23 protein-coding genes, 2 tRNA genes and 3 rRNA genes are annotated in these 26,186 nt (G+C 64.2%); 15 read left to right on the forward strand and 13 right to left on the reverse strand.

Going from position 1 to position 26,186, the window contains the following annotated elements:
* Positions 1-16: 16 nt before the first annotated feature.
* On the forward strand, positions 17-259 hold the full coding sequence (locus tag ACIGJC_RS27200; protein ID WP_483714409.1) for a YgiW/YdeI family stress tolerance OB fold protein: 243 nt from the start codon (positions 17-19) through the stop codon (positions 257-259).
* Between the two features lie 42 nt (positions 260-301).
* Here the strand turns inward: ACIGJC_RS27200 and ACIGJC_RS27205 are convergent, their stop codons facing one another.
* Positions 302-508, reverse strand: coding sequence for a dodecin (locus ACIGJC_RS27205; RefSeq protein ID WP_483712591.1), 207 nt, complete (start codon positions 506-508; stop codon positions 302-304).
* Between the two features lie 205 nt (positions 509-713).
* On the opposite strand from ACIGJC_RS27205, the gene ACIGJC_RS27210 reads away from it, so the two are divergent.
* The 3 genes from ACIGJC_RS27210 (at position 714) to ACIGJC_RS27220 (ending at position 3,831) form a co-directional block, all read left to right on the forward strand.
* The gene (locus ACIGJC_RS27210) at positions 714-1,382 is read left to right on the forward strand and encodes a phospholipase D family nuclease (RefSeq protein WP_483712592.1); all 669 of its coding nucleotides are present in this window, start codon (positions 714-716) and stop codon (positions 1,380-1,382) included.
* Between the two features lie 76 nt (positions 1,383-1,458).
* Positions 1,459-2,172, forward strand: a complete 714-nt coding sequence (locus tag ACIGJC_RS27215; RefSeq protein WP_483712593.1) for a dienelactone hydrolase family protein — start codon at positions 1,459-1,461, stop codon at positions 2,170-2,172.
* A 114-nt stretch (positions 2,173-2,286) separates the two neighbouring features.
* On the forward strand, positions 2,287-3,831 hold the full coding sequence (locus ACIGJC_RS27220; RefSeq protein WP_483712595.1) for an acyl-CoA synthetase: 1,545 nt from the start codon (positions 2,287-2,289) through the stop codon (positions 3,829-3,831).
* Positions 3,832-3,920: 89 nt separating this feature from the next.
* Here the strand turns inward: ACIGJC_RS27220 and ACIGJC_RS27225 are convergent, their stop codons facing one another.
* Both ACIGJC_RS27225 and ACIGJC_RS27230 read right to left on the reverse strand, forming a co-directional pair.
* Positions 3,921-4,574: an outer membrane lipoprotein gene (locus ACIGJC_RS27225; RefSeq protein ID WP_483712596.1), complete on the reverse strand. Its 654-nt coding sequence runs from the start codon at positions 4,572-4,574 to the stop codon at positions 3,921-3,923.
* Positions 4,575-4,708: 134 nt separating this feature from the next.
* Positions 4,709-5,164: a MarR family winged helix-turn-helix transcriptional regulator gene (locus ACIGJC_RS27230; protein WP_483712598.1), complete on the reverse strand. Its 456-nt coding sequence runs from the start codon at positions 5,162-5,164 to the stop codon at positions 4,709-4,711.
* A 233-nt stretch (positions 5,165-5,397) separates the two neighbouring features.
* Here ACIGJC_RS27230 and ACIGJC_RS27235 point away from each other — a divergent pair, with 233 nt between their 5' ends.
* The gene (locus ACIGJC_RS27235; RefSeq protein ID WP_483712599.1) at positions 5,398-5,961 is read left to right on the forward strand and encodes a YggT family protein; all 564 of its coding nucleotides are present in this window, start codon (positions 5,398-5,400) and stop codon (positions 5,959-5,961) included.
* 159 nt (positions 5,962-6,120) lie between these two features.
* Positions 6,121-6,444: a hypothetical protein gene (locus tag ACIGJC_RS27240; RefSeq protein ID WP_483712600.1), complete on the forward strand. Its 324-nt coding sequence runs from the start codon at positions 6,121-6,123 to the stop codon at positions 6,442-6,444.
* A gap of 40 nt (positions 6,445-6,484) precedes the next feature.
* Here ACIGJC_RS27240 and ACIGJC_RS27245 read toward each other — a convergent pair whose 3' ends face one another.
* Complete coding sequence (locus ACIGJC_RS27245; protein ID WP_483712601.1) at positions 6,485-7,411, reverse strand: LysR family transcriptional regulator; 927 nt, start codon at positions 7,409-7,411, stop codon at positions 6,485-6,487.
* Positions 7,412-7,531: 120 nt separating this feature from the next.
* Here ACIGJC_RS27245 and ACIGJC_RS27250 point away from each other — a divergent pair, with 120 nt between their 5' ends.
* Both ACIGJC_RS27250 and ACIGJC_RS27255 read left to right on the forward strand, forming a co-directional pair.
* Positions 7,532-9,067, forward strand: coding sequence for an MFS transporter (locus ACIGJC_RS27250; protein WP_483712602.1), 1,536 nt, complete (start codon positions 7,532-7,534; stop codon positions 9,065-9,067).
* A gap of 158 nt (positions 9,068-9,225) precedes the next feature.
* Positions 9,226-10,056 (forward strand): IclR family transcriptional regulator, encoded by an 831-nt coding sequence (locus ACIGJC_RS27255; RefSeq protein ID WP_483712603.1) that lies wholly within the window; start codon positions 9,226-9,228, stop codon positions 10,054-10,056.
* 28 nt (positions 10,057-10,084) lie between these two features.
* Here ACIGJC_RS27255 and ACIGJC_RS27260 read toward each other — a convergent pair whose 3' ends face one another.
* The gene (locus ACIGJC_RS27260) at positions 10,085-10,897 is read right to left on the reverse strand and encodes a phytanoyl-CoA dioxygenase family protein (protein ID WP_483712605.1); all 813 of its coding nucleotides are present in this window, start codon (positions 10,895-10,897) and stop codon (positions 10,085-10,087) included.
* Between the two features lie 189 nt (positions 10,898-11,086).
* Between ACIGJC_RS27260 and ACIGJC_RS27265 the strand changes: the two genes are divergently transcribed.
* From ACIGJC_RS27265 to ACIGJC_RS27285, 5 genes are all read left to right on the forward strand, one after another.
* Complete coding sequence (locus ACIGJC_RS27265; protein WP_483712607.1) at positions 11,087-12,004, forward strand: AAA family ATPase; 918 nt, start codon at positions 11,087-11,089, stop codon at positions 12,002-12,004.
* A 5-nt stretch (positions 12,005-12,009) separates the two neighbouring features.
* Complete coding sequence (locus ACIGJC_RS27270) at positions 12,010-13,050, forward strand: DUF58 domain-containing protein (RefSeq protein ID WP_483714411.1); 1,041 nt, start codon at positions 12,010-12,012, stop codon at positions 13,048-13,050.
* The gene (locus ACIGJC_RS27275) at positions 13,047-15,077 is read left to right on the forward strand and encodes a transglutaminase TgpA family protein (RefSeq protein WP_483712608.1); all 2,031 of its coding nucleotides are present in this window, start codon (positions 13,047-13,049) and stop codon (positions 15,075-15,077) included. The genes ACIGJC_RS27270 and ACIGJC_RS27275 overlap by 4 nt, the downstream gene beginning before the upstream one ends.
* Before the next feature lie 73 nt (positions 15,078-15,150).
* Positions 15,151-15,639: a MarR family winged helix-turn-helix transcriptional regulator gene (locus ACIGJC_RS27280; RefSeq protein ID WP_483712610.1), complete on the forward strand. Its 489-nt coding sequence runs from the start codon at positions 15,151-15,153 to the stop codon at positions 15,637-15,639.
* Positions 15,636-17,219, forward strand: a complete 1,584-nt coding sequence (locus tag ACIGJC_RS27285; RefSeq protein WP_483712611.1) for an MFS transporter — start codon at positions 15,636-15,638, stop codon at positions 17,217-17,219. The genes ACIGJC_RS27280 and ACIGJC_RS27285 overlap by 4 nt, the downstream gene beginning before the upstream one ends.
* 52 nt (positions 17,220-17,271) lie before the next feature.
* On the opposite strand, the gene ACIGJC_RS27290 is transcribed toward ACIGJC_RS27285, so the two are convergent.
* Positions 17,272-17,595 (reverse strand): hypothetical protein, encoded by a 324-nt coding sequence (locus tag ACIGJC_RS27290; RefSeq protein ID WP_483712613.1) that lies wholly within the window; start codon positions 17,593-17,595, stop codon positions 17,272-17,274.
* A 266-nt stretch (positions 17,596-17,861) separates the two neighbouring features.
* On the reverse strand, positions 17,862-19,328 hold the full coding sequence (locus ACIGJC_RS27295; RefSeq protein WP_483712614.1) for a DegQ family serine endoprotease: 1,467 nt from the start codon (positions 19,326-19,328) through the stop codon (positions 17,862-17,864).
* A 178-nt stretch (positions 19,329-19,506) separates the two neighbouring features.
* On the opposite strand from ACIGJC_RS27295, the gene ACIGJC_RS27300 reads away from it, so the two are divergent.
* A complete protein-coding gene (locus tag ACIGJC_RS27300) occupies positions 19,507-20,043 on the forward strand; it encodes a MarR family winged helix-turn-helix transcriptional regulator (RefSeq protein ID WP_483712616.1) in 537 nt (178 codons plus the stop codon).
* Positions 20,040-20,462: an organic hydroperoxide resistance protein gene (locus tag ACIGJC_RS27305; RefSeq protein WP_483712617.1), complete on the forward strand. Its 423-nt coding sequence runs from the start codon at positions 20,040-20,042 to the stop codon at positions 20,460-20,462. Before ACIGJC_RS27300 ends, ACIGJC_RS27305 begins: the two co-directional genes overlap by 4 nt.
* A 54-nt stretch (positions 20,463-20,516) precedes the next feature.
* Here the strand turns inward: ACIGJC_RS27305 and ACIGJC_RS27310 are convergent, their stop codons facing one another.
* The 6 genes from ACIGJC_RS27310 to ACIGJC_RS27335 form a co-directional block, all read right to left on the reverse strand.
* A complete protein-coding gene (locus tag ACIGJC_RS27310) occupies positions 20,517-20,789 on the reverse strand; it encodes a GIY-YIG nuclease family protein (protein ID WP_483712618.1) in 273 nt (90 codons plus the stop codon).
* A 120-nt stretch (positions 20,790-20,909) separates the two neighbouring features.
* A 5S ribosomal RNA gene (rrf, locus tag ACIGJC_RS27315) occupies positions 20,910-21,023 on the reverse strand.
* 126 nt (positions 21,024-21,149) lie between these two features.
* A 23S ribosomal RNA gene (locus ACIGJC_RS27320) occupies positions 21,150-24,030 on the reverse strand.
* A 307-nt stretch (positions 24,031-24,337) separates the two neighbouring features.
* Positions 24,338-24,413 (reverse strand) — tRNA-Ala (locus ACIGJC_RS27325).
* 11 nt (positions 24,414-24,424) lie between these two features.
* Positions 24,425-24,501, reverse strand: a tRNA-Ile gene (locus ACIGJC_RS27330).
* 64 nt (positions 24,502-24,565) lie between these two features.
* Positions 24,566-26,097: ribosomal RNA gene (locus ACIGJC_RS27335) — 16S ribosomal RNA — on the reverse strand.
* The 16S, 23S and 5S rRNA genes sit together here with 2 tRNA genes alongside, the layout of an rRNA operon.
* Positions 26,098-26,186 lie beyond the last annotated feature (89 nt).

A 26,186-nucleotide genomic window follows, 5' to 3' on the forward strand; every position in this document is an offset into this window, starting at 1 on the left:
CGCCACCGTCAAGTCGCTGCAGCAGGGTGGCAAGGACGACCAGCATGCCGTGCTGCGCGGCAAGATCGTCAGCCACGTCGGGCACGAGCGCTACCTGTTCGCGGATGGCACGGGACAGATGCAGGTGAAGATCAAGGCCTCGCGCTGGCCCGCGCAAAAGCCTGTCGACGCCAACACCACGGTCGAGCTGCTCGGCGAATACGACACGGAGCTGATCGGCGAATCGCACTTCGACGTGAAGGAAATTCGCCTGCCCTGAACGGCGCGGCCTGCCAGCGTGCACGGGTGCGCCGCGGCGCGCTCAGCTCACGCGGAAGCCGATCTTCAGCGTCACCTGGAAATGCGCGACCTTGCCGTCCGCGATATGGCCGCGCGTTTCGACGACCTCAAACCAGTCGATATGCTTGATGGTCTCGCTGGCCTTGGTGATGGCATTGCGGATGGCAGCGTCGCAGCCGTCGGGCGACGAGCCGACGATCTCGACGAGCTTGTAGGTATGGTCGCTCATGTCCCATTCTCCTTGGCCGGCTGGCACCGGGCGCGGTTCCATCCATCATAGGCACGCCCACGGCGAAAGCCCAGTAGACGCATGCGGCGAAAGGGACTGTTACACACGGGCCGCTTGTCCCGTGTGAAGCGGGCTGCTACGCTGCGGGCCCGCATTGCCGCGCGGCGTGGCATGCGGGGCCTCCGTCCCCGAACCGAATAGCAACGTGAACCATCGATTCAAGCGCGCGGCCCTGTCCGCCCTGCTGCTCGCCGCCTGCGCAACCGGCCTGGCCCAGGCCCGCTCCACTTCGGCACTCGACAGCATCACCGACTCCCTCAGCAATACTTTCAACGAGGCCATCGCGAAGCTGCCGGCCGCGCCTGGCCAGAACGCAAGGCCGGACGCTTCGGCACGGCCCGTCAACGCCCGGCCGTTTGCCTCGGGCAGCGGCTACACCCTGTGCTTCGTTCCGGACGGCGTAAGCTGCCAGGACCTGCTCGTCAACGCCATCCGCGGCACGCGCCAGCGGCTGCTGATCCAGGCCTACTCCTTCACCAGCAAGCCGATCGCCGAGGCCGTGGCGCAGGCGCACAAGCGCGGCGTGGACGTACGCGTGATCCTCGACAAGAGCCAGGTAAGCGAGCGCTATACCAGCGCCACGTTCCTCAAGCACGCGGGCATCCCGGTCGTCATCGACACCAAGCCCGCCATCGCGCACAACAAGGTCATGGTGTTCGACGACCAGGCCGTGTTCACCGGCTCGTTCAACTTCACCAAGTCGGCCCAGGAACGCAACGCCGAGAACGGCATGCTGATCCGCGGCGACGCGGCTGTGGTCAAGGCCTATACCGACAACTGGAAAGCGCGCTACCAGCAGTCGTCGGCGTACTGACGCGGCCGCGGCATGAATCGGCGAGCGGTGGCAAACTTGCGGTTTGCCCACATCAATCCAATTGGAACCCGCCATCATGCCAGCCATTCCCGACAGCAAGTGGATCCGCGTCGACGCCGACACGGGCAGCTTCGACGCCTACCTGAGCCTCCCGCCCGCCGGCGTGCAGCCTGACGGCCCCGCCATCGTGCTGCTGCAGGAGATCTTCGGCGTCAACGAACATATCCGCGCCGTGGCGGACCAGTATGCGGCCGACGGCTACACCGTACTCGCCCCCGACGTGTTCTGGCGCGATGCCCCGCGCGTCGAACTCGGCTACGCCGGCGACGACATGAAGCAAGCCATGGACTTGCGCAAGTCGGTGGATGTCGAAGCCGCCGTGCGGGACATCGCCGCGACCGTACGCGCGCTGCGCGCGCGTGCCGGTGCCGGCAGCAAGGTAGCCGCGGTGGGCTATTGCTTTGGCGGCCTGCTCGCCTACCTGAGCGCGGCGCGAGGCCTGGTCAATGCCGCCGTGCCGTACTACGGCGGCGGCATCCAGAACAACCTGCAGGAAGCCAGCACGCTGAACGTGCCGGTGCAGTTCCACTATGGCGCGCTCGACGCGCATATCACGCCCGATGCCGTCGCCAACGTGCGCGCCGCGGTGGCCGGCAAGCGCGGCACCGAGGTCTTTGTCTACGAAGGAGCCGACCACGGCTTCAACTGCTGGGCGCGCGCGAGCTACCACCAGCACAGCGCGGCCTTGGCACACGGCCGCGCACTGGCCTTCCTGGCCCAGTCGCTGTAAGCGACCCCGGCCCCTCGCCGAGGGGCCTGCCTTGCCATGGGCGCGCCGCAACCGTATGCTGCGCTGCTGAGCTTCAAGACTTGCTGGATCCAAACCAAGACGACGGAGACCACCATGCAGTCAGAGCAGCAGCGCGCCCTGCGCAACACCATCCCCGATGCCGTGGCCCGTGCCGTGCGGCGCCACCCCACCAAGACCGCCATCCGCTTCGGCGCGCGCAGCTGGACTTACCAGCAACTCGATGAGGCCGCCGCACGCGTCGCGGGCGCGCTCGCGCAGTGGGGGCTGCAGCCTGGCGATCGCGTCGCGGCCTTCGGCAAGAACTCCGACGCCTACGTGCTGCTGTGGCTGGCCTGTCTTCGTTCCGGCCTGATCCATGTGCCGGTGAATTTCTCGATGACGCGGGCCGAGGCGGAGTACATCGTCACGCAGTCGGGTGCGAGCGCGATCTTCGCCGATCCGTCGCTCGCCGAACGCGTGCTAGGGTTGCCTTGCCGCGTGAGCGGCACGCTGCATGGGGGCGGCGAGCGCGACGTCCTGCTGGCGGCCTCGCACGGCCCTGTCGCACCGGTGCTGTCCGATCTCGCCGAGGAAATGCCGGCGCAGATCCTGTACACCTCCGGCACCACGTCGTCCCCCAAGGGTGCCGTGCTTACGCATCGTGCGCTGCTGGCCGAGTACGTGAGCACCATCGCGGCCTGCGACGTGCGGGCCGGCGACTATTCGCTGGCGGCCCTGCCGCTCTACCATTCGGCGCAGATGCATGTGTTCCTGATGCCGCTGCTGCTGTGCGGCGGCACCACGCTGATCGCCGACAGCCCCGAGGCTGGCTTCTGCCTGCGCACCATCCATGAGGAAGGGATCACCAGCTTCTTTGCGCCGCCCACGGTGTGGATCGCCTTGCTGCGGCACGTCGACTTCGACCCCGCGCGTTTGGGTACGCTGACCAAGGCGTACTACGGCGCGTCGATCATGCCGGTGCCGGTGCTGCTGGAACTGCAGGCGAAGCTGCCCGGGCTGCGCTTCTACAACTGCTATGGGCAGAGCGAGATCGGTCCGCTCGCCACGGTGCTCGGCCCCGACGAGCATGCCGCGCGGCCAGCCTCGGCAGGGCGGCCGGTCCTCAATGTGGAAACGCGCATCGTCGACGAGAAGATGAACGACGTCGCCCCCGGCACGCTCGGCGAGATCGTGCACCGCTCGCCGCAGCTGCTGACCGAATATTGGGACAAGCCTGAGCAGACCACCGAGGCCTTTGCTGGCGGCTGGTTCCATTCCGGGGATCTCGGCTATATGGATGAAGCGGGCTACCTGTATGTCGTGGACCGCATCAAGGACGTGATCAACTCGGGCGGCGTGCTGGTATCCAGCCGGGAAGTCGAGGAATGCCTGTACACACACCCGGCCGTCGCCGAAGTTGCGGTGTTCGCGCTGCCCCATCCCAAATGGGTGGAAGCCGTGACCGCGTGCGTGGTGCTCAAGCGCGATGCCACGGCCAGCGAAGAAACCCTCGTGGCCCACGCGCGCAATGCGCTGGCACCGTTCAAGGTGCCCAAGCGCGTCGTGTTCGTGGCGGACCTGCCGCGCAATACGGCCGGGAAGCTGCTCAAGCGGAAGTTGAGGGAGGATTATGTGGGGTTGTTTGGGGAGGGGGGTTAAATCTGGTTCATCGCGGAATTGCGGGGACGCTGTTCTTGGCAGGTGCGGCTGTTTCGCCGGCGTAGCCGGCGACTTACTCTAGCCTGCCATCAATAAGGCACCGCCACCCCATTCTCCACCCGCACGCGATCCCCATTCCGAAGCTGGTAAGGATTAGCCTGCGTCACCGTCAGGTACCCATTGTCATTAGTCCTGACCCGCACCCGATACGCCGGCGGCACGGCGCTCCCCCGCTTTTCCACTTCATTCCCGGCCAGCGCGCCGACGACCGCGCCGCCGATGGTGGCCACGGTGTTGCCGCGCCCGCCGCCAACCTGGTGCCCCAGCAGCCCGCCCACGACGCCGCCCACCACCGCGCCGGCGCCGCTCGTGGACGCTGCCTGCCCCTGCACGACTTCAATCGACTCCACCCAGCCATAACGTACGCCATACTGTTCGACGCCGTTGTTGCCATAGCCATTGTCGGCCGGATAGCCCTGCTGGTAGCCCGGTTGCGGATAGCCCTGCTGCTGCGGGTAGCTTGCCTGCGGATAGCCCTGTTGAGGATATGAACTCTGCGGATAAGCGCCCTGCGGGTAGGAGGCTTGGGGATAGCCCGCCTGCGTGGCGGCGGTGCTGCCACCGTAGGAACCATAACCTCCCGAGTACCCGCCCGCATAACCACCATAGGGCGCGGTCACGCAACCGGCCAGCGCGCCGGCACCGAGCACCGCAAGCACAACCGAACGAAAGGGGATGGACATGGAAACGACTCCTGCGAATTCGCGTGTTGGGAATGCGCGCGAGTCTAGGGCCAGCGGCGCCCGGCGGGTGTCACCACGAATTGTGATTGGTAACTGGCTGTAACCGCACGGCCAACCGCCGCGGCGCGACGGCTTCAGTCGCGCTCGGCCTCGTCGTCGTTGAATGCGGTAATACGCGCCACGCGGAAGGCCCCGCGCAACGATTCCAGTTCGGTCCGGTGCAGGACAGCCAGCCGGTTCAGGCAGCGCTCGCCTTTCGCGAGCAGATGCACCTGAACCACGCGACGGTCTTCGCTATTGAGCTTGCGCTTGACGAGGCCGGCTGCCTCGCAGCGGTTCACCAGCGCCACCACGCCGTGCTGCTTGGCCTGCAGGCGCTCGGCCAGTTCGCCGATCGACGCCCAGTCCTTGCCGGCGCTGCCGCGGATATGGAGCATCAGCAGGTACTGCTGCACGGTCACGCCTTCATCGCGGGCCGCGTCTTCCGAAAAGCGGAGAAAGCGCCGGAGCTGGTAGCGGAAGTCGGAAAGTGCCTCGAAGTCCGGCTTGCTGAGCGGCGACGGTTTCGCGGAGGCGGACTTGCTGGGCATAGGCGGGTAAGACGACGGGTAAGACGGCAGGTGAGACGGCAGGTAAGACGGAACAACCGCGCGTCCGCGCACGGGGCGGCTGGCGGCAGAAATCGGATCGACGCAATTATAGGGGCAAGTCACGGAGTGACCCGCCACAACGCCTGATGAGAAGCCACGCCGTCCGGGCATCCGGCTATGGCAGAATCTGTGCGGTTGCAGACACCTTTACCTCCGCCACGGAAACCTGACCGATGTTCACGGAAATCGCCCTCTTCCTGTTCGATACCGTCTTTACCCTGTTCGGCATGGCCCTGCTGCTGCGCGTGTGGATGCAGTTCACGCGCATGCCCACGCGCAACCCCGTCTCGCAGGGTGTCTTTCAGGTCACTGACTGGCTGGTGCGGCCGTTGCGACGGGTCATTCCCGGAGTGGGCGGCATCGACTGGGCCACGGTCATCGGCGCCTGGCTTACCGCGCTGGCATTCCTGCTGCTGGTCGCCACGCTGACCGGCGGCGAACTGTTCGCCTTCCTGCCGATGCTGCTGCTGGCTGCGCTGCTCTACGTGCTCAAGTGGGGCATCAGCCTGGTGATGTGGGTAACGCTGCTGATGGCGATCCTGTCGTGGGTGAACCCGCATTCGCCCGTGACGCCGGCCATCAACCACCTCACCGCGCCGCTGCTGCGCCCGATCCAGCGCGTCATGCCGCGCCTGGGCGGCTTCGACATGTCGCCACTGGTGCTGTTCCTGGTCGCGCAGATCCTGCTGATGATCATCGCCCGGCTGAGCGTGGGCGTGTTCGGCATGCGCTACTGAGCCAGGCCGCCCATAGGGCTTCCTCATGAAGCCGTGATGACATTGTTCAGGCAGCAGGACAGTGTGTCGAGGATTGACCCTTTTTCCCCGGTCTTCGAGGTCCTACATTACAGGTCAACGTGGCGGACGCCACAAACCCTGACAAAGAAGGACACGATCATGAAGACCCTTGCACAACGCCGCAACCTTGCCACTTCGGTTCTTTGCGCGCTCGGCCTGACGCTGGCCGCCGCTGCGGGCGCGCACGCCGCCGAGCCGGTTTCGGACCTGGCCCGCCTGGATGGCGGCGTCGCCCGCGTGGGCAACGTCGACCCGTTCCTGGACGGCGCCCACAACGGCAAGCGCGACCCGTACACCGACGGCGCGAAGCTGGGCAAGGTGGATCCGTTCACCGATGGTGCCAACCTCGGCAAGCGCGACCCCTACACGGACGGTGCCCGCGCGGTCAATGAAGCCCGCAGCGCCTTCACCGACGGCGCCTGAGCCCCCTCGCTGAACGGAAAGTCCCCGCATCTCCGCCCGGTCACAAGACCGGGCCGGCCATGGCGTCCTGGCCCAGTTCGGGCTCCAGCATCGACTCGATCGCCTCCATGAACGCCCGCACCTTGCGCGGCTGCAGACGCCGGTCTGGCAGCAGCGCAAACGCCCTCAGCGGCGGCAGCGGGAATTCGGGCAGCACGCGCACCAGCCTGCCCTGCGCCATTTCCGCCTCGCAATAATTCACCGACAACTTGGCAATGCCCAGTCCCGCCAGCGCGCCCTGCAGCCGCAGTTCCGCGTTGAAGGTCTGCATGCGCGGCCGGATCGGCACCGTGAAGCACTCGTCGTCGCGCTGGAATTCCCAGACGGTATCGCCCGGCGTGGTCAGCGTCGGCAGATTGGCCAGGTCCTCGGGTCGCATCAGCGGCGGCAGGCTGGCCGCCAGGGCCGGCGCCGCAAAGAGCCCGCGCTCCACGTGGTAGATGCGGCGCGCCACCGTGCCGGAATCCGGCAGGTCGGCGTCGACGATCACGAACGCCACGTCAAACCCGTCGCGGATCGGATCGACCAGGCCTTGCGTGATTTCGACCGAAACGTCCAGCGCCGGATGGGCCGCCAGCGTGCGGCAGATGATGCCGCCCAACTGCTGGGCGCCGAATTCGTAAGGCGTGGCAATGCGCAACACGCCTTGCACGCGCTCTTCGCGGGCGAGCGTTTCCTGGCGGATTTCGCGCAGGCGCGCGAACAGCGGCGCCACGTCGCGATAGACCGCGCTGCCGGCGTCGGTCAGCCGCATGCGGCGCGTGGTGCGCTCCAGCAGCTTGGCGCCGATGGCGGTCTCCAGGCGCGCCACGGCCGCCGAGACGCGCGATTTCGGGCAATCGAGCTGTTCCGCCGCTGCCGTAAATGTGCCCTGCTCGACTACGCAGCAGAACGCCTCCCAATCATTCCACTGGATTGTTTCATTCACCGGACAAAGTTTCCCTGACAAGCTGTGGTTCCAGACGGAAGGCAACATTATGCTTTAGCGATGCAACAAACGTCCGTCTCCGCAGTATCTGGCGCCCCTGACGCCAAAGGCCAGGTCACCATGGCTGCCGCCGCCCCCCAACGCCCTCGCATGCAGATTGCCAGCCACCCGGAAATGGGCCACTGGCGGCTGTCGCTGTTCGGGCTGACGCTCGGGCTGGTCACCGGCATCGACTTCTCTTCCACGCTCATGATGGGCGTCGCCAGCCAGCACATCCAGGGCGGCGTGGGCGCCGCGCCCGAAGACTACCTGTACGCCGTCTCGGCCTATGCCGCCACGGCGGTGCTGATGAACATGGTGCTCGACCAGATCGCGCGCCGGACCACGTACAAGCGCTTCACCATCGCATCGCTGCTGGTGTTCATCCTCGGCTCGCTGCTGTGCGCCGAAGTCGCCAGCCCGAGCGGGCTGATCGCCGGCAAGGCCGTGCAAGGCCTCGGCGCGGGCGGATTGTTCGCGGCGTCGCGCATCCTGGTGCAACTGGTGTCCACGCCGGCCGAGCGCGCGCCACTGATGCTGCGCTTTGGCGGCGGCTCGTTTGCGATGCTGGCCATCGCCCCCTGGCTGACCAGCATCTTCCTGGACGATATCGGCTGGCGCGCGGTGTTCCTGTTCCAGGCCGCGATCGCGCTGCCGGTACTGCTGTCGGTGATCGCCACCTATCCCACGCGCGCGCCGCGCGATCCGCATCCGCCGGTGTCCACGCTGGACTGGCCGGCCGCCATCGCCGCCGCGCTAGGCGCGCTGGTGTTCCTGCACACGCTGCAGGAAATGCGCTACACCCGCTTCTTCAGCTCGCCGGAGATGCCGCTGGCCGCCCTGCTCGGCGTGGGCCTGTTCGCGTTCAGCGGCTGGCGCCTGTACCGACATCCGGACCCATGGATCGACTTCTCGCGCCTGGCCGGACGCCAGTACCTGTATGGGCTGGGGTTCTACGCGCTGTACTACCTGCTGTCGTCGGCCTGGGCGTTCCTGCTGCCGACGCTGACCCAAAGCGGGCTGGGCCTGACCTTCCGCTCCACCTGCATGCTGCTCTCGACCAGCGGCACCATCTCCGCCATCGGCGCGGTGATCATCACGCTGGGCATGGCGCTGGTCTTTCGCAAGCGCCGCGTGATCGCCATCGGCTTCATCATCTATGCATGCGCGGCCATGCTGCTGTCCTATCAGCTGATGCCGGGCGCGCCGGACTATGCGCTGGTCCCGGTGGTGCTGCTCGAAGGGCTGACACCGGTGTTGCTGATGGTTCAGGTCGCTTCGATGACGTATCTCGACCTCCCGGTAGAGGATTTCTCGCACGCGTACCAGTTCAAGAACGTCTGCAAGCAAATCGCCTCGGCCGCCGGCACGGGCCTTGCCAGCGTCTTCATGCAGGACGGCCTGGCAGCGCATCGGACGCACCTGGTCGAGCACGTCACGCGCTTCACCCCCGCGCTGCAGACGCCGGACGCGCTTTCCCCGTCCAGCCTGGCGAAAATCTCGCTTGAAATCGACCGGCAAGCCACGCTGCTGGCCGGCATGGACATGCTGCACGGCTTTGCGGCGCTGTGCGTGGCGATGGCCGTTTTCGTCCTGCTGCAGAAGAGCTTCCGCTGATACGGCGCACGGCATAACGGTGCAGGAGACAGCATGGCGGCGGCGCTCCGACGGGGCGCCGCCCGCGCGTGCATCGGCCTGCACTGGCGAAATCGCCGTATTTCCTCTACCCTTTCGGCCTTTGCGTGCCCATCCGGCGACCTGCCGGTGCCTGACAGATGGCCAGTCCCGCCGACCCCCGACCCGCAGCGGAAAGCGCCGCCACCTCCGCCACCACGCCGGAAAAGCCCAGCGACAGCTATGTGCAGTCCTTTGCACGCGGGCTGTCCGTGATCCGCGCCTTCAACGCCGAACACCCGGCACAGACCCTGACGGAAATCGCCCAGGCCAGCGGCCTGACGCGCGCCGGCGCGCGCCGCATCCTGCTGACACTGGTAGGTCTTGGCTATGTGCAGGCGGAAGGCCGGCTGTTCCGCCTGACGCCCAGGATCCTGGATCTCGGCTTCGCCTACCTGACCTCGATGCCGTTCTGGAACCTGGCCGAGCCGATCATGGAGACGCTGTCGCAGCAGGTCCATGAAAGCTGCTCGATCTCCGTGCTCGACGGCACCGAGATCGTCTATGTGCTGCGCGTGCCGGCCCGCAAGATCATGACCATCAACCTGTCGATCGGCAGCCGGCTGCCGGCCTATTGCACGTCCATGGGACGCGTGCTGCTGGCCGGCCTGGCCGATGACGAACTGGATGGGGTGCTGCGCAATAGCGAACTGCGGGCGCACACCAGCCGCACCGTCACCGATCCTGCCGCGCTCAAGGCCGTTGTCGCCGATATCGGCGCGCGTGGCTGGGCACTGAACGACCAGGAGCTCGAAGAGGGCCTGGTGTCGCTGGCCGCGCCCATCCGCAACCGCGCTGGTCACACCATTGCCGCGCTCAATATCAGCGGGCAGGCGAACCGCACCAGCGCCGCGGAAATGCTCGAGCGCTTCCTGCCTCCGCTGCTGGAAGCGGCCGGCAAGATTTCGGGACTGGTGGGCCTGCGCACCTGAGCGGCACAGGCTCGCCCCGCAGCCGGCGCTACAGTTCAACGCTGCCGAACTCCGCCGAGCGCGTGCCCTCGACCGGGCGATTGCTCGCGCCAAAGTAGGCGAACGCCACCGACAGCTTCACCGCATCCGAGCTGTTGCGCCCCGCGGCATGGAACAGCCGGCTGTCAAAGAACAGCACGTCGCCGCGATGCAGCGCCAGCGACGCGGCGCCCTGCAGCAAGGGTTCGCTGGCCGGATGCGCTTCGATCAGGAACTCGGCCGGGTCAAGCTGGCCCGGCTCCAGCCGCGCCTTGTGCGAGCCCGGGATGACGCGCAGGACGCCGTTGCGCTCGTCCTCGTCGCCCAGCGCCAGCCACACCGTCACCAGTTCCGGGCTGATAAACGACCAGTAGCGGGTATCCCGGTGCCAGCCGGTCTGGCTGCCGTAGTGCGGATGCTTGGTCATCACGCAGTTATGGTGCGCCAGCGTGATGCGCGCGGGTTCGCCAAGCAGGGACTGCACCACGGCCACCAGGCGCGGGTCGGTGGCCCAGTCGCGAAACACCTGGTCGCGGCCGTAGGCCTGCCGCAGGCGCCTGACCGTGCCGCCGCCCGCGGCATCGCGATGGGCCGGTGCCCCCGGATAGCCCAGATCGGCCTCGAACTCCACGGGCGGGATGGCCGCGTTCAGGTGGGCGCGCGTCACCGCCTCCAGCGCCGCGCACGCGTGCTCGGGGGCAAAGCCGCGCAGGACGATGAAGCCATCCTGATGGAATGCCTCGGCCAGGCGCCGCAGAGCGGCGGGATCGGGTTCGTTGGAAGTGGCAGACGGAAAGGGGGAAGCGTCCAGCGGGGAGGTCATTGCGGCAGGAGGGAAATTCAGGCCAGGACACGGCCGACACGACGATGATGCCAGAACCGGCCGGACCTCGCCCGGCCTGGCGGGCGCGTGCGCCCCGGCAAATGCTGTCTCCGTGCGGAAACAGACTGTGCCGTGCAAGCCGCACCCCGCTACAATGCGCGAATTCCCAGTCTTCCAGCCGAGGCCAACGTGACTGCTCGCCCGCGGATCGTCGCTACGCTCGCCGAAGCCCAGACCCGGCTTGGCCGCATCGTGCTGGGCAAGCCGCGCCAGATCCGCCTGGCGCTGGCGTGCATGCTGGCGCGCGGCCACCTGCTGCTGGAAGACCTGCCCGGCGTGGGCAAGACCACGCTGGCGCACGCACTGGCCCGCACGCTCGGGCTCCAGTACCAGCGCGTCCAGTTCACGAGCGACCTGCTGCCCGCCGACCTGATCGGCGTTTCGGTGTTCGTGCGCGACTCGGGCGAATTCCGCTTCCATCGGGGGCCGGTTTTCGCGCAGGTGGTGCTGGCCGACGAAATCAATCGGGCCCCGCCCAAGACGCAGAGCGCGCTGCTCGAAGCCATGGCCGAAGGCCAGGTCACGCATGACGGCGCCACGCACGCCCTGCCATCGCCGTTCTTCGTGATCGCCACGCAGAATCCGCTCGAACAGCTCGGCACGCACGCACTTCCCGAATCGCAGCTGGACCGCTTCACCATGCGGCTGTCGCTGGGCTACCCCGACGCCGCGTTCGAACGCGTGCTGTACCTGGGCGGCTCCACGCCGCCGCAGGCCGATCCGGTCATGGACGCGGCGCAGGTACTGGCCTTCCAGGACGCCGCGACGCAGGTCTACGCCAGCCCCGCGCTGGTCGACTACGTGCTGGCGCTGGTGCAGGCCACGCGCACCAGCAGCGCGTTTGCGGCCGGATTGTCGCCACGCGCGGGACTTGCATTGCTGGCCTGTGCCCGGGCGTGGGCGTTGCTCGATCAACGTGAAATGGTGCTGCCCGAAGACGTGCAGGCAGTCTTTGGCGCTGTGGCCGCACATCGCCTGGCGCCCGTCGGCGCGCGGACCGGCACGGACAGCGTGGCCACGTTGCTGGCCGGCGTGCCCATCCCCTGATGGCCATGCCGCGCGACCGGGCAGGGGGCACCCGCCATGCCGCGTTGCCGCTGCCCGGCGCCGCGCCATACCAGCGGCGCTGGTTCCGGCTTGCGCGAGTCCCCGAGCAACGCGAGGTGCGGCTGGACCGCACGCGCCTCTATATCCTGCCCACGCGCGGCGGCCTCGGCTTCGCCGTCCTGCTGCTGGCCATGCTGGTGACCTCGCTGAACTACAACATCAGCCTGGGCTTCGGCCTCACGTTCCTGCTGGCGGGCATCGGCATGGCATGCATGTGGACGGCGTATCGGAACCTGCTCGACCTGTGCGTAACGGCCGAACCCGGTGTGCCGGCCAGGGATGCCTTCGCCGGCCAGGACGCGGCATTCGCGCTGCGGCTGTCCAATACCGACACGCAGGCCCGCATCGGCATTGAAGGCCGCATCGCCGCCATGCCCGCAGCTGCGCCTTCCAGCGTCACGCTGGATGCGACCAGCGACGGCACGCTGACACTGCTGGTGCCGGCTACGCGACGCGGCTGGCTGCGCCTGCCCCGCGTCACCGTGTCCAGCCGCTTTCCGTTCGGGCTGTTCCGGGTCTGGGGATATGCGGACCTGGGCCTGTCGGTGCTGGTCTTTCCGGCGCCAGAGCCGGCCGCGCCGCCGCTGCCCCCGATGGCCGCGCTGGACGCCGGTGAAGACGGCAACACCAACGGCCATGCCACCGACGAAGGCATCGACCAGTTGCGCAAGTACCGCAGCGGCGATCCGCTGCATCGCATTGCCTGGAAGCACAGCGCGCGCACCGGCCGCTGGATGAGCCGCGCCGGCGAGCCACCCGCGCGGCCGATGCGCTGGCTGGACTGGCACGCCCTGCCGGCTGGCATGCCGGCCGAGGCCCGGCTGTCGCGGCTGTGCGCGTGGCTGCTGGCGGCCGGCGACGAGGCGGAAGTCGGCCTGCGCCTGCCAGGCGTTGAGGTCCGGCCCGCCCACGGCGCGGTTCATCGCCGCGCCTGCCTGGAGGCGCTGGCACTGTGGCGCGCGCCGGGCCACGGCGGTGCTGCATGAGCACGCCGGCACGTCCGCTGGCGCACCAGGATCACGGCATCCTGCTCGGCCAGCTCGCGCTGGTACTCGCGCCGCAGGCGCGCATGCTGCCGGTGTCGATCAGCCTCCTGCTGCTCGCGCTGCTGGGCTGGCGCTGGCTGCTGTGGCGCAGGCGTGCGCCGCTGCCCTCGCGGGCGATCCTTGCCGCGGCGGCCGTGCTGGTTCTTGGCATCGCCGCCGCGCTGATCTGGCAGGATGGCGGCGGCACCATGCGCGACCTCGCCGTCGCCATGCTGGGCGCCTTTGTCGTGCTCAAGCTGCTCGAGTGCCACAGCCTGGCGGACGCGACACTGGTCACGCAGTTGTCGTTCTACCTGCTGCTGACGCTCTACCTGTCCGACCAGCCATTCTGGCTGGCCCTGTACAGCGTGGCGATCGGTGCATGGGTCCTGCGCAACTGGCTATTGCTGCACCATCCCGAGGCGCGTGGCCGGCTGGCCATCTGGCCGCTGCTGGGCCGCATGGCATTGATCGGCCTGCCCTGGGCGCTCGTGCTGTTCGTCCTGTTCCCGCGCCTGGAACGTCCGTTGTGGCAATTGCCGCCATCGGCGCCGATGTCCCGGACCGGCATCAGCGACGTGATGCGTCCGGGCAGCGTCGGGCAGCTCGTACGCTCGACGGAAGTCGCCTTGCGCGCGGAGATCGATGGCGATGCGCCACCGTCCGGGGCGCTCTACTGGCGCGCCCTCGTGCTGTGGCAGTTCGACGGCGCAAGCTGGCTTCCGATGCCGCAACGCCAGCAGTCCACGACGCCCGCCGCGCCTTCGCCACCGGTCGGCGCACGGCAACCCGGCAACGTCGACTACACCGTCACGCTCGAGCCCAGCCAGCAGCGCTGGCTGTTCACACTGGACCGCGGCGTGGCGGTGTCATCGAACGTCAATGCGCGGGTCTCCGCGGATGGCGAGTACTTCCTGGCCACGCCGGTGGACCAGCGCATCCGCTACCGGGCACGCTCCGCGCTGATGTCCGCGCCCGAACCCCTGTCGGCGCGCACGCGGTCACTGGCCCTGAGCCTGCCGCCGGGCAACCCGCGCGCACGCGAGCTGGCCGCGCGCTGGGCCGGCAGCTACGCCGACCCGGCACAGCGCGTGCAGGCCGCGTTGCGCCTGTTCGCCTCGGCGCCGTTCGGCTATACGCTGCGGCCACCGCCGCTCGGCACGGAACAGGTCGACAGCTTCCTGTTCGAGACGCATCGCGGCTTCTGCGAACACTACGCGAGCAGCTTCGTCTTCCTGATGCGCGCGGCGGGGGTGCCGGCGCGCGTGGTGGCCGGCTACCTGGGCGGGGAGTACAACCCCATCGGACGCCACTACATCGTGCGGCAGGCTGACGCCCACGCCTGGGCCGAGGTCTGGCTCGACGGACGCGGCTGGGTACGCGTGGACCCGACCAGCGCGGTGGCCCCCAGCCGTGTCGAACAGGGGCTCGATGCCGCCCTGGGCGGGCAGGAATCCGGGGTCTGGTCGCCGGGCGAGGAAGCCGGCTGGCTGCGCAACCTGCGCTGGGCCTACGACGGGCTGACCTACACATGGCAGCGCTGGGTCCTGCAGTACGATCACCGCCAGCAGGAGCGGCTCTTCGGAGAATGGCTGCCTGGCATCAGCGTGGCACAAGGGCTCGCCTGCGGGCTGGCCGCCCTGAGCTTGCTGGCACTGGTGCCACTGTGGCTGCGCCGCCGCCGGCTCGACCCGGTCGAAGCGAGCTACGCGCAAGTCTGCCGCATGCTCGCGCGGCACGGTTGCGAGCGCGGCGCGGCAGAGGGTCCGCAGGCATTCGCCCAACGCGCGGCGGCCCGGCTGCCGCACGCGGCGTCGGCCATTCATGCCTTCATCGGCATCTACATCGGCCTGCGGTATGGCGCGATGCCAGAAGCACGGCGGACGGCGGAACTCGCAAAGCTGCGCACTGGCGCGCGCCACTTGTCGGCCAGCCTTCGCTTGCGGCATGGCCAGAACACCGTGACTGGCGAGATTTATCGCACCTGATATAATTTCATCCGTAACTATTTCAGATGAAAGCACTCAGGCAGAAAATCCGCGACTGGGTGCCCTCCCCGCCATGTCCTTCGAGCAACGTATCGAGCGCTTCAGCGCCGCCCATCCGGACGCGCCCCGCGACCTGATCCTGGCATCCCGCCTGCTGCTTCGCACCGCGCGCCTGCTGCGCGACCACATCAACCGGACGCTGGCCCCGTTTGAGCTCGACATGAGCCAGTACCTGGTGCTCAGCATGCTTGCCGTCGACGAGGGACAACCGAGCATGCCGTCCGAGCTTGGCGCAACCATTGACGCCACGCGCACGCAGATGACCCGGCTGCTCGACGGCCTGGAAGCGCGCGGCCTCGTTCGTCGCCAGGCTTCCGCACAAGATCGCCGCGCGCTGGAGCTGACCCTCACACCGGCCGGCCGGCGGCTCCTGGAGCGAGCGCTGCCGCTGGTTCACACGGCCTATGGCGAAGCCTGGGCACCGGTGGGCGAAAGCAGCGTGGCTGCAAGCACGCGCGTACTGAACCGGCTGCACCAGAGCCTGCAGGCGCTGCAGCCATGAATCCGGGATCTCGCTGGCAACCGCTCCGGCAACTGCGCCTGAGCTTGCGCTGGCTGCGGTGGCTCAGCCACCGGCAGCGCCAGACCTTGCTGATGATGCTGCTGGCCCTGGCCACCGGCGTGGAGTTTCTCGAGAACATCATGTTCGTGTTCGCATCGAGCCACATCATGGGCGGTGTCGATGCGGATCCACGCAGCTTCGCGCTGGCGCAAGCCGCCTACGCGGTGGGCAGCATGCTCATGATCCTCAAGCAGCAATGGTTGTCGCGCCGCTTCGGCTACCGCTACTACGTGACCGGCGCGCTGCTGATCTTCATGGCGGGCACGCTCGCCGCGGCCACCAGCCACTCGCTCACGCAACTCGTTGGCGCGCGCTTCGTGCAGGGATTCGGCGGCGGCGCACTATTCACGAGTTGCCGCATCCTGGTGGCCGTGCTGTTTGGCCCTGTTGACCGGCCGCGCGCGAGCCGCATCTTCATGATGGGCATCTTTGTGGCGAGCGCGCTCGGGCCTGCGCTCGCGGCCGAACTGGTCGATCGCGGCGTGTGGCAAGACGTGTTCTACGGCGCGCTGCCGTTTGCCGCGCTGGCCGCCCTCGGCGCCTGGGTGTTGCTGCCCGACGCGGAACCGCGCCGCCCTGCCCCGAGCCCCGCGCTCGGCCCGCTGCTGCTGTTCGGAGCGGCGGTGGTCACGCTTCAGGCCGCCATGACCGAGGCGCGCTTCGACGTCTTTTCCCACCCTATCCGGCTGGCGCTGATCGCCGCCGCGGGCCTGGGCCTGCTGACCGTGTTCCTGTGGCATCAGTGGCACCATGAGGCGCCGGTGCTGCACCTGCGGGCACTGCGCAACCCTGTCTACCTGGCCGGGATCGGGATGTACTTCGTGTACTACATGATCAACAACCTCAGCGCCTACGTGTTTCCGATCTACGCGGAGCAAGCGCTGCGAATTCCGCTCGCCACGACCGGATGGCTCAATACGTTTGCCGCGCTGGTGAGCCTGACCGGGGTCATGGCCTACCTGCGGTACGCACCACGCATGACGCGCAAGAAGCCGCTGATGGTGACAGGCTTGCTGCTGATGGCCGCTACCGCGTGGTGGTTTTCGCGCATGCCGCCGGATGCCGGACCGCCTACGCTAGCCTGGGGCTTGGTCGGCAAGGGACTGTTCGGCGTGCTGGTCATCATCCCGATCGCGGGTCTGACTTTCCGCTCACTCAGCGGCGAAGAGTTTGCGCACGGCTACCGCAGCAAGAACCTGATGCGGCAGATTGCCAGTTCCTTTGCCTCGGCCATTGGCGCTGTGTTGCTGCAAAACCGGCAGTTCGCCGTGCATGACAGCCTGGTGCATGCGTTGGGGCAACGGACCGCGGAAGCTCAGCTCTGGATACAGTCGGTACAGGCCGCACTGGTGTCTCGAGGCCTGGATGAAGCGCAGGCTCGCCACGGCGCATTGGCTCAGCTTGGCGGGATAGTGGAACAACAGTCCCGTCTGATTGCTTGCGAGGATCTCTACCGCCTGATTGCGGTGCTGGCGCTGACCGCTGCGGTGTACATGCTGCTGCAGCGCCGCCTGGACTAAGGCGCTACGTAGGGCGGTGCCATCGACGTGGCGACCGGAGGAAAATCAGAACTCAGAACAGCGAAAGCTGGCGCATGCCAAAGCCGATCGTCTCTTCCACGCGCGCACGCGCATGGACCAGCGATCCTTCAGCGCCGGAATAGTTGCCCGCCGCCCAGTGATAGACCACCGGCACGTCGCCGCGGTCGGACAGGCGAACCTCGCCCAGCTTCTCGCCGCGCTCGTTGCGGTAAAAATGCGAACGGTAACCGCGCTCCCAGTGCGGGGGCGCTTCCTTCTTGCGCCGCCGGGGGCTCGGCGCAGATTGAGCGGTGGGCGCAAGGCGCCGCGCTCTCTCGGGACCCGGTGTAATGGCTCGGGTGAAATCCAACTGCATAGACTTCCTTGTTCTGTCGAATGAGCAGGAACCAAGGTCGGCGGGCCGTGCCGCCGCATGCTTCGTGCATCGCAGTCGAGATCATACCTGCTGCCGCGCTTTCTGTAAGCCCTTCCTTGCGCCGAAACCCGCTTCCGGCAAGGCTTCGCGGGTGGTATACCCGGTTCGTATACGGTGCGTATACCGCCCGTAAACGTCGCCGTATACCCCCGGTATACGGCGACCGAAAGACCCGGAAGCCTTGTCGGTAAACGCTTGCGCGGATGTCAGCCAAGGTCGAGCGGAATGAAGATGCGTGCTTCGTCGCGTTGAACCAGCAGTGCCACCTGCTTGCCGGACTTGGCCACCAGCGCGCGCAACTGGTCGGCCGAACCGATCGGCGTACCGTTGAGCGACAGGATCACGTCGCCGGGCTGGATGCCCACGCGCGCGGCGGGACCGGCAACGTCTTCCACCACGAGGCCGCCCTCGATCCCGCTTTGGCGCTTCTCGGCGGGCGTCAACTGACGCACGGCCAGCCCGAGCCGGCCGCCCGCCTGGTTGTCGCCGCCCTTCTGCGCGACGGACTCCTCCTTGGCGGCGCCCACCTTCACCGACAGCGTCATGGGCTGGCCCTTGCGGATGATCTTCAGCGACGTGTCGGTGCCCGGCTTGATATCCGCGACGTGTTCGGGCAGGTCGCCCGAATGGTCGATGACCTCATTGTCGAGTTGCACGATCACATCGCCAGGCTTGAGACCGGCCTTGGCCGCCGGGCTGTCCGCCTCGACCGAATTGACCAGCGCACCGGAAGGCTTGGGCAGGCCGAAGGACTGCGCCAGGGCCTGGTTGACTTCCTGCACCGAGATGCCAAGCCGGCCACGCGTGACCTTGCCATGCGCCACCAGTTGCTGCTCGACTTTCGTTGCCACGTTGATCGGAATGGCGAACGAAAGACCCTGGTAGCCACCGGTCTGGCTATAGATCTGCGAGTTGATGCCGATCACCTCGCCACGCTGGTTGAACAGCGGGCCGCCCGAGTTGCCCGGGTTCACGGCAACGTCGGTCTGGATGAATGGGACGTAGGTATCGTCGGGCAGCGAGCGCGATTTTGCGCTGACAATGCCCGCGGTCACGGTGTTCTCGAATCCATAGGGCGAGCCGATGGCCAGCACTGGCTCGCCAACCCTCACGTGCGACGGATCGCCCAGACGGACTACCGGCAGGTCCTTGGCATCAATGCGGATCACCGCCACGTCGGTCTGCGGGTCGGTGCCCAGCACCTTGGCCTTGAACTCGCGACGATCGGTCAGCTTCACTGTGACCTCCTGCGCGCCGTCAACGACGTGCGCATTGGTCAGGATCAGGCCGTCAGGGCTGACGATAAAACCGGAGCCCAGGCCCTTTACCAGTTGCTGGCCGCTTTGCGGACCCTGGAACTGCGGGCCGAACCGCTTGAAAAACTGGAACAGCGGATCGTCAGGATCCATTCCGGACGGGGCTTGCATGGCCGTGCGCTGCGCGCGCGCGGTCACGCTGATGTTGACGACGGCGGGTCCGTACTGATCGACAATGCCGGAAAAATCCATCGGCGAGGCCACCGCGACGGACTGCCCCGGCGTGGCTACCGTGGCAGGCGCGGACGCGGCGTACCCCGGTGTGATGACTTCCTTCTGCAGGTAAGCATAGCCACCACCGATCGCGGCAAGCGCGGCAAAACCAATGGCGGTACGTGCAATGGTCTGGCGAATCATGGAATCTCCTTTCGCAGCGATATGCGGGCGCCGGTGCGGGTGAGCGAGGTGGCGCGACGGTTTGATACTAACCAGCGAGACTTAAGACACCCTTAAAGCGGTGGCCGCCACAATGCGTCACTTTCCGTAAATTTCAAATTTACCTTGCGCGCAATCTAATTGCGTCTAATATATCGACATGGATGACACGATCAACGAACGCAAGGAAAACTGGCTGCTGCTCGACCGGCAGCTATGTTTCGCTCTCTACTCGACATCGCTTGCGATGACCAAGGCGTACAAGCCGATGCTGGATGAGCTCGGACTCACTTATCCGCAATATCTGGTCATGCTGGTGCTGTGGGAGCACGAGCGGCAGACGGTATCTGAACTCGGAGGCCGCCTGGCGCTGGACTCCGGCACGCTGACGCCGCTGTTGAAGCGACTGGAAGGCGCTGGGCTGGTGAGTCGCAGGCGGGATGCCGACGATGAGCGCCGCGTGCTGGTGGCAGTGACGGATGCAGGCCGCAAGCTGCGACAGTCCGCGGTCGGCATCCCGGAAAAATTGCTCTGCGCGACACAGTGTCCGATCACTGAAATTCAGGCACTGACGCAGCGCCTGCATGCATTACGGTCGACGCTGGAACATGCGCGAACGATCCCTGAGCAGCCGCCTGAAGATCAGAGCGGCGGCTCACTTGCCCAGATGGGCAACCCTACCCTGGAGCTTCCATGAAACTCGAAAAAGTCCTGTACACCGCCCATGCCACCGCCACCGGAGGCCGCGACGGCCGCGCGGTGACGTCCGACGGCCAGCTCGATGCCAAACTGGCCCTGCCCAAGGAAATGGGCGGCAAGGGCGATGGCCTGAATCCGGAGCAACTGTTCGCGGCCGGCTATTCAGCCTGTTTTATTGGCGCCATGCGACATGTGGCTGCCCAGCAGAAGATCGTGCTGCCCGCGGATACGTCAATCGAAGGCTCGGTCGGAATTGGTCCGATCCCTCAGGGTTTTGGCATCCAGGCTGAACTGAAGATCTCCGTTCCGGGCTTCGAGCGCGAAGCCGTGGAAAAGCTGGTCGAGCTGGCGCACCAGGTGTGCCCGTACTCGAATGCGACGCGCGGCAATATTGAAGTGACGTTGACGGTAGTCTGACCTTCCAGAACCGGCAAAAAGGCGTACGCCCTTGCGGCGTACGCCTTTTTTCTTTCAGGAGCCGTGCTGCTCCAGCGTCGCGCAAAAAGCCACCTTTTCTGCCGGACTCATGCGCTTCGTCGCCAATTCCGCTTTCAACGCTTCGGATTTCGATGGAAATGAAATCTGTCCCAGTACCCGTAACGGTTTGCGCGAACGCGTGTATTTCGCGCCTTTGCCGGCCTGATGCTGCGCGAAGCGGCGGGCCACGTCGGTGGTAATGCCGGTGTAGATCGAGCCGCCCGCGCATTCGAGCAGATAGAGGTACCACGGGCGCTCAATCGCCATGAGATTCTGATTCGAAAAACACGATCATGCGATATTAAGCCGGTTCGCCATGCACGAACGCAGCCGCCAAAGCAAAAACCCCTCGCAGCACATGCTGTCGAGGGGTTTTGCGTTGTAAGAGCCTGGCGATGACCTACTTTCACACGGGTAATCCGCACTATCATCGGCGCGGAGTCGTTTCACGGACCTGTTCGGGATGGGAAGGGGTGGTTCCAACTCGCTATGGTCACCAGGCATAAGGGGTTGTGAGGCTGACGCGGTCAACCTCACCAATTCGGGATGTAGTTCTGTAGTCTTGGGTTGTGCTTGTCAACGCACGGCACAGGCGATTCTCTCACCAGGCTAAAACACACTGGTTATAGGATCAAGCCTTACGGGCAATTAGTACTGGTTAGCTTAACGCATTACTGCGCTTCCACACCCAGCCTATCAACGTCCTGGTCTCGAACGACCCTTCAAGGCGGTCAAGCCGCCAGGGAATCCTCATCTTCAGGCGAGTTTCCCGCTTAGATGCTTTCAGCGGTTATCTCTTCCGTACATAGCTACCCTGCGATGCCTCTGGCGAGACAACAGGTACACCAGCGGTACGTCCACTCCGGTCCTCTCGTACTAGGAGCAGCCCCCGTCAAGATTCCAACGCCCACGGCAGATAGGGACCAAACTGTCTCACGACGTTTTAAACCCAGCTCACGTACCTCTTTAAATGGCGAACAGCCATACCCTTGGGACCGGCTACAGCCCCAGGATGAGATGAGCCGACATCGAGGTGCCAAACACCGCCGTCGATATGAACTCTTGGGCGGTATCAGCCTGTTATCCCCAGAGTACCTTTTATCCGTTGAGCGATGGCCCTTCCATTCAGAACCACCGGATCACTATGTCCTGCTTTCGCACCTGCTCGACTTGTCGGTCTCGCAGTTAAGCACGCTTTTGCCATTGCACTTTAGGTACGATGTCCGACCGTACCAAGCGTACCTTCGAACTCCTCCGTTACACTTTGGGAGGAGACCGCCCCAGTCAAACTGCCTACCATGCACTGTCCCCGACCCGGATTCACGGGCCAAGGTTAGAACCTCAAACAAACCAGGGTGGTATTTCAAGGACGGCTCCACGTAGACTAGCGTCCACGCTTCAAAGCCTCCCACCTATCCTACACAGATCGGTTCAAAGTCCAATGCAAAGCTACAGTAAAGGTTCATGGGGTCTTTCCGTCTAGCCGCGGGGAGATTGCATCATCACAAACACTTCAACTTCGCTGAGTCTCGGGAGGAGACAGTGTGGCCATCGTTACGCCATTCGTGCAGGTCGGAACTTACCCGACAAGGAATTTCGCTACCTTAGGACCGTTATAGTTACGGCCGCCGTTTACCGGGACTTCAATCAAGAGCTTGCACCCCATCATTTAATCTTCCGGCACCGGGCAGGCGTCACACCCTATACGTCCACTTTCGTGTTTGCAGAGTGCTGTGTTTTTATTAAACAGTCGCAGCCACCATTTTATTGCAACCCCTTCACCCTTCTGGCGCAGGCCAGTCAAGCTACCAGGGCGTACCTTATCCCGAAGTTACGGTACCAATTTGCCGAGTTCCTTCTCCCGAGTTCTCTCAAGCGCCTTAGAATACTCATCTCGCCCACCTGTGTCGGTTTGCGGTACGGTCTCGTATGACTGAAGCTTAGAGGCTTTTCTTGGAACCACTTCCAATTGCTTCGCAGCACTAGGCCGCTCGCCCCATAGCCTTGAATTACGCGCCCGGATTTGCCTAAGCGCCTTCTCCACTACAGGGACCGGGACTTCCAACACCCGGACAACCTTCCGCGATCCGTCCCCCCATCGCATCATACGACGGTGCAGGAATATTAACCTGCTTCCCATCAGCTACGCATCTCTGCCTCGCCTTAGGGGCCGACTCACCCTACGCCGATGAACGTTGCGTAGGAAACCTTGGGCTTACGGCGAGGGGGCCTTTCACCCCCTTTATCGCTACTCATGTCAGCATTCGCACTTCCGATACCTCCAGCATCCTTTACAAGACACCTTCACAGGCTTACGGAACGCTCTCCTACCACGCACATTGCTGTGCGTCCGCAGCTTCGGTATATAGCTTAGCCCCGTTACATCTTCCGCGCAGGACGACTCGATCAGTGAGCTATTACGCTTTCTTTAAAGGGTGGCTGCTTCTAAGCCAACCTCCTGACTGTTTTAGCCTTCCCACTTCGTTTCCCACTTAGCTATATTTGGGGACCTTAGCTGGCGGTCTGGGTTGTTTCCCTCTTGACACCGGACGTTAGCACCCGATGTCTGTCTCCCGTGATTGCACTCTTCGGTATTCGGAGTTTGCTATGGCGGGGTAATCAGCAATAGACCCCCCAACCATGACAGTGCTCTACCCCCGAAGGTGAGACACGAGGCACTACCTAAATAGTTTTCGGAGAGAACCAGCTATTTCCAGATTTGTTTAGCCTTTCACCCCTATCCACAGCTCATCCCCTAACTTTTCAACGTTAGTGGGTTCGGTCCTCCAGTACGTGTTACCGCACCTTCAACCTGGCCATGGATAGATCATCTGGTTTCGGGTCTACACCCAGCGACTGAACGCCCTGTTCGGACTCGCTTTCGCTACGCCTGCCCTAATCGGTTAAGCTTGCCACTGAATGTAAGTCGCTGACCCATTATACAAAAGGTACGCCGTCACCCGTTTCCAGGCTCCGACTGTTTGTATGCATGCGGTTTCAGGATCTATTTCACTCCCCTCCCGGGGTTCTTTTCGCCTTTCCCTCACGGTACTGGTTCACTATCGGTCGATCACGAGTATTTAGCCTTGGAGGATGGTCCCCCCATCTTCAGACAGGATTTCACGTGTCCCGCCCTACTTGTCGTACACCTAGTTCCACAACGCTGTTTTCGCATACAGGGCTATCACCTGCTATGGCCGGGCTTTCCATCCCGTTCTGCTAACAACACTGCTAAAGAGTACAAGGCTCTTCCCATTTCGTTCGCCACTACTCTGGGAATCTCGGTTGATTTCTGTTCCTGCAGCTACTTAGATGTTTCAGTTCGCCGCGTTCGCTTCCCTGGCCTATGTATTCAGCCAGGGATGACCCATGCGGGCCGGGTTTCCCCATTCGGACATCTCCGGATCAAAGCTTGTTTGCCAGCTCCCCGAAGCTTTTCGCAGGCTACCGCGTCCTTCATCGCCTGTGATCGCCAAGGCATCCACCACATGCACTTGTTCGCTTGACCCTATAACGAGTGTGTCTCAGTGAGACAGTCGCTACAGGTGAGTTCTCGCATTTGTGCCGTATTCCAAGTCATCTTTCGATCACTTAAATACATTTTGGTTGATACAATCACAACCCGGTATCGCGTTGGTTACTGCAGCGTCTCATCAACGCTCGCGCGACACCTTTACTACATCCCATATTGTTAAAGAACAGCCGATTCGCAGGGCAGACCCGCGATCGCTTGGCAATGCCAAAGGGAAGCACTCAATAAATGCTTTCCTTTGACAACCAATTCCAGGTTTTCCGCAACTCACTCGTCAGAGCGATGGTGGAGGATGACGGGATCGAACCGACGACCCCCTGCTTGCAAAGCAGGTGCTCTCCCAGCTGAGCTAATCCCCCCTCGGATAACTTGGTGGGTCTGGTAGGACTTGAACCTACGACCCCCGCCTTATCAAGACGGTGCTCTAACCACCTGAGCTACAGACCCTTGGCTGTAACAGCAAACAAACCGATAAGTGTGGGCACTGGACACGCAGAACGCGCGCCTCTGGAAAGGAGGTGATCCAGCCGCACCTTCCGATACGGCTACCTTGTTACGACTTCACCCCAGTCATGAACCCTGCCGTGGTAATCGCCCTCCTTGCGGTTAGGCTAACTACTTCTGGCAAAACCCACTCCCATGGTGTGACGGGCGGTGTGTACAAGACCCGGGAACGTATTCACCGCGGCATGCTGATCCGCGATTACTAGCGATTCCAGCTTCACGTAGTCGAGTTGCAGACTACGATCCGGACTACGATGCGTTTTCTGGGATTAGCTCCCCCTCGCGGGTTGGCAACCCTCTGTACGCACCATTGTATGACGTGTGAAGCCCTACCCATAAGGGCCATGAGGACTTGACGTCATCCCCACCTTCCTCCGGTTTGTCACCGGCAGTCTCTCTAGAGTGCCCTTTCGTAGCAACTAGAGACAAGGGTTGCGCTCGTTGCGGGACTTAACCCAACATCTCACGACACGAGCTGACGACAGCCATGCAGCACCTGTGTCCACTTTCCCTTTCGGGCACCTAATGCATCTCTGCTTCGTTAGTGGCATGTCAAGGGTAGGTAAGGTTTTTCGCGTTGCATCGAATTAATCCACATCATCCACCGCTTGTGCGGGTCCCCGTCAATTCCTTTGAGTTTTAATCTTGCGACCGTACTCCCCAGGCGGTCAACTTCACGCGTTAGCTACGTTACTGAAGAAATGAATCCCCAACAACTAGTTGACATCGTTTAGGGCGTGGACTACCAGGGTATCTAATCCTGTTTGCTCCCCACGCTTTCGTGCATGAGCGTCAGTGACGTCCCAGGGGGCTGCCTTCGCCATCGGTATTCCTCCACATCTCTACGCATTTCACTGCTACACGTGGAATTCTACCCCCCTCTGACATACTCTAGCCTGACAGTCACAAGCGCCATTCCCAAGTTAAGCTCGGGGATTTCACGCCTGTCTTATCAAACCGCCTGCGCACGCTTTACGCCCAGTAATTCCGATTAACGCTCGCACCCTACGTATTACCGCGGCTGCTGGCACGTAGTTAGCCGGTGCTTATTCTTCCGGTACCGTCATCCCCCCGCCGTATTAGGGCAGAGGTTTTCTTTCCGGACAAAAGTGCTTTACAACCCGAAGGCCTTCTTCACACACGCGGCATTGCTGGATCAGGGTTGCCCCCATTGTCCAAAATTCCCCACTGCTGCCTCCCGTAGGAGTCTGGGCCGTGTCTCAGTCCCAGTGTGGCTGATCGTCCTCTCAGACCAGCTACTGATCGTCGCCTTGGTAGGCCTTTACCCCACCAACTAGCTAATCAGACATCGGCCGCTCCTATCGCGCGAGGCCTTGCGGTCCCCCGCTTTCACCCTCAGGTCGTATGCGGTATTAGCTAATCTTTCGACTAGTTATCCCCCACGACAGGGCACGTTCCGATGTATTACTCACCCGTTCGCCACTCGCCACCAGGCCGAAGCCCGTGCTGCCGTTCGACTTGCATGTGTAAGGCATGCCGCCAGCGTTCAATCTGAGCCAGGATCAAACTCTTCAGTTCAATCTCTGTGTGGACCCGAAGGTCCTCGCTCTTTCGAGCGGTCGCTCACTCTCAGAAAACTGACTGACCAGATCCGAAAATCCAGTCAC

This window comes from Cupriavidus sp. C3SS-1, assembly GCF_057073755.1.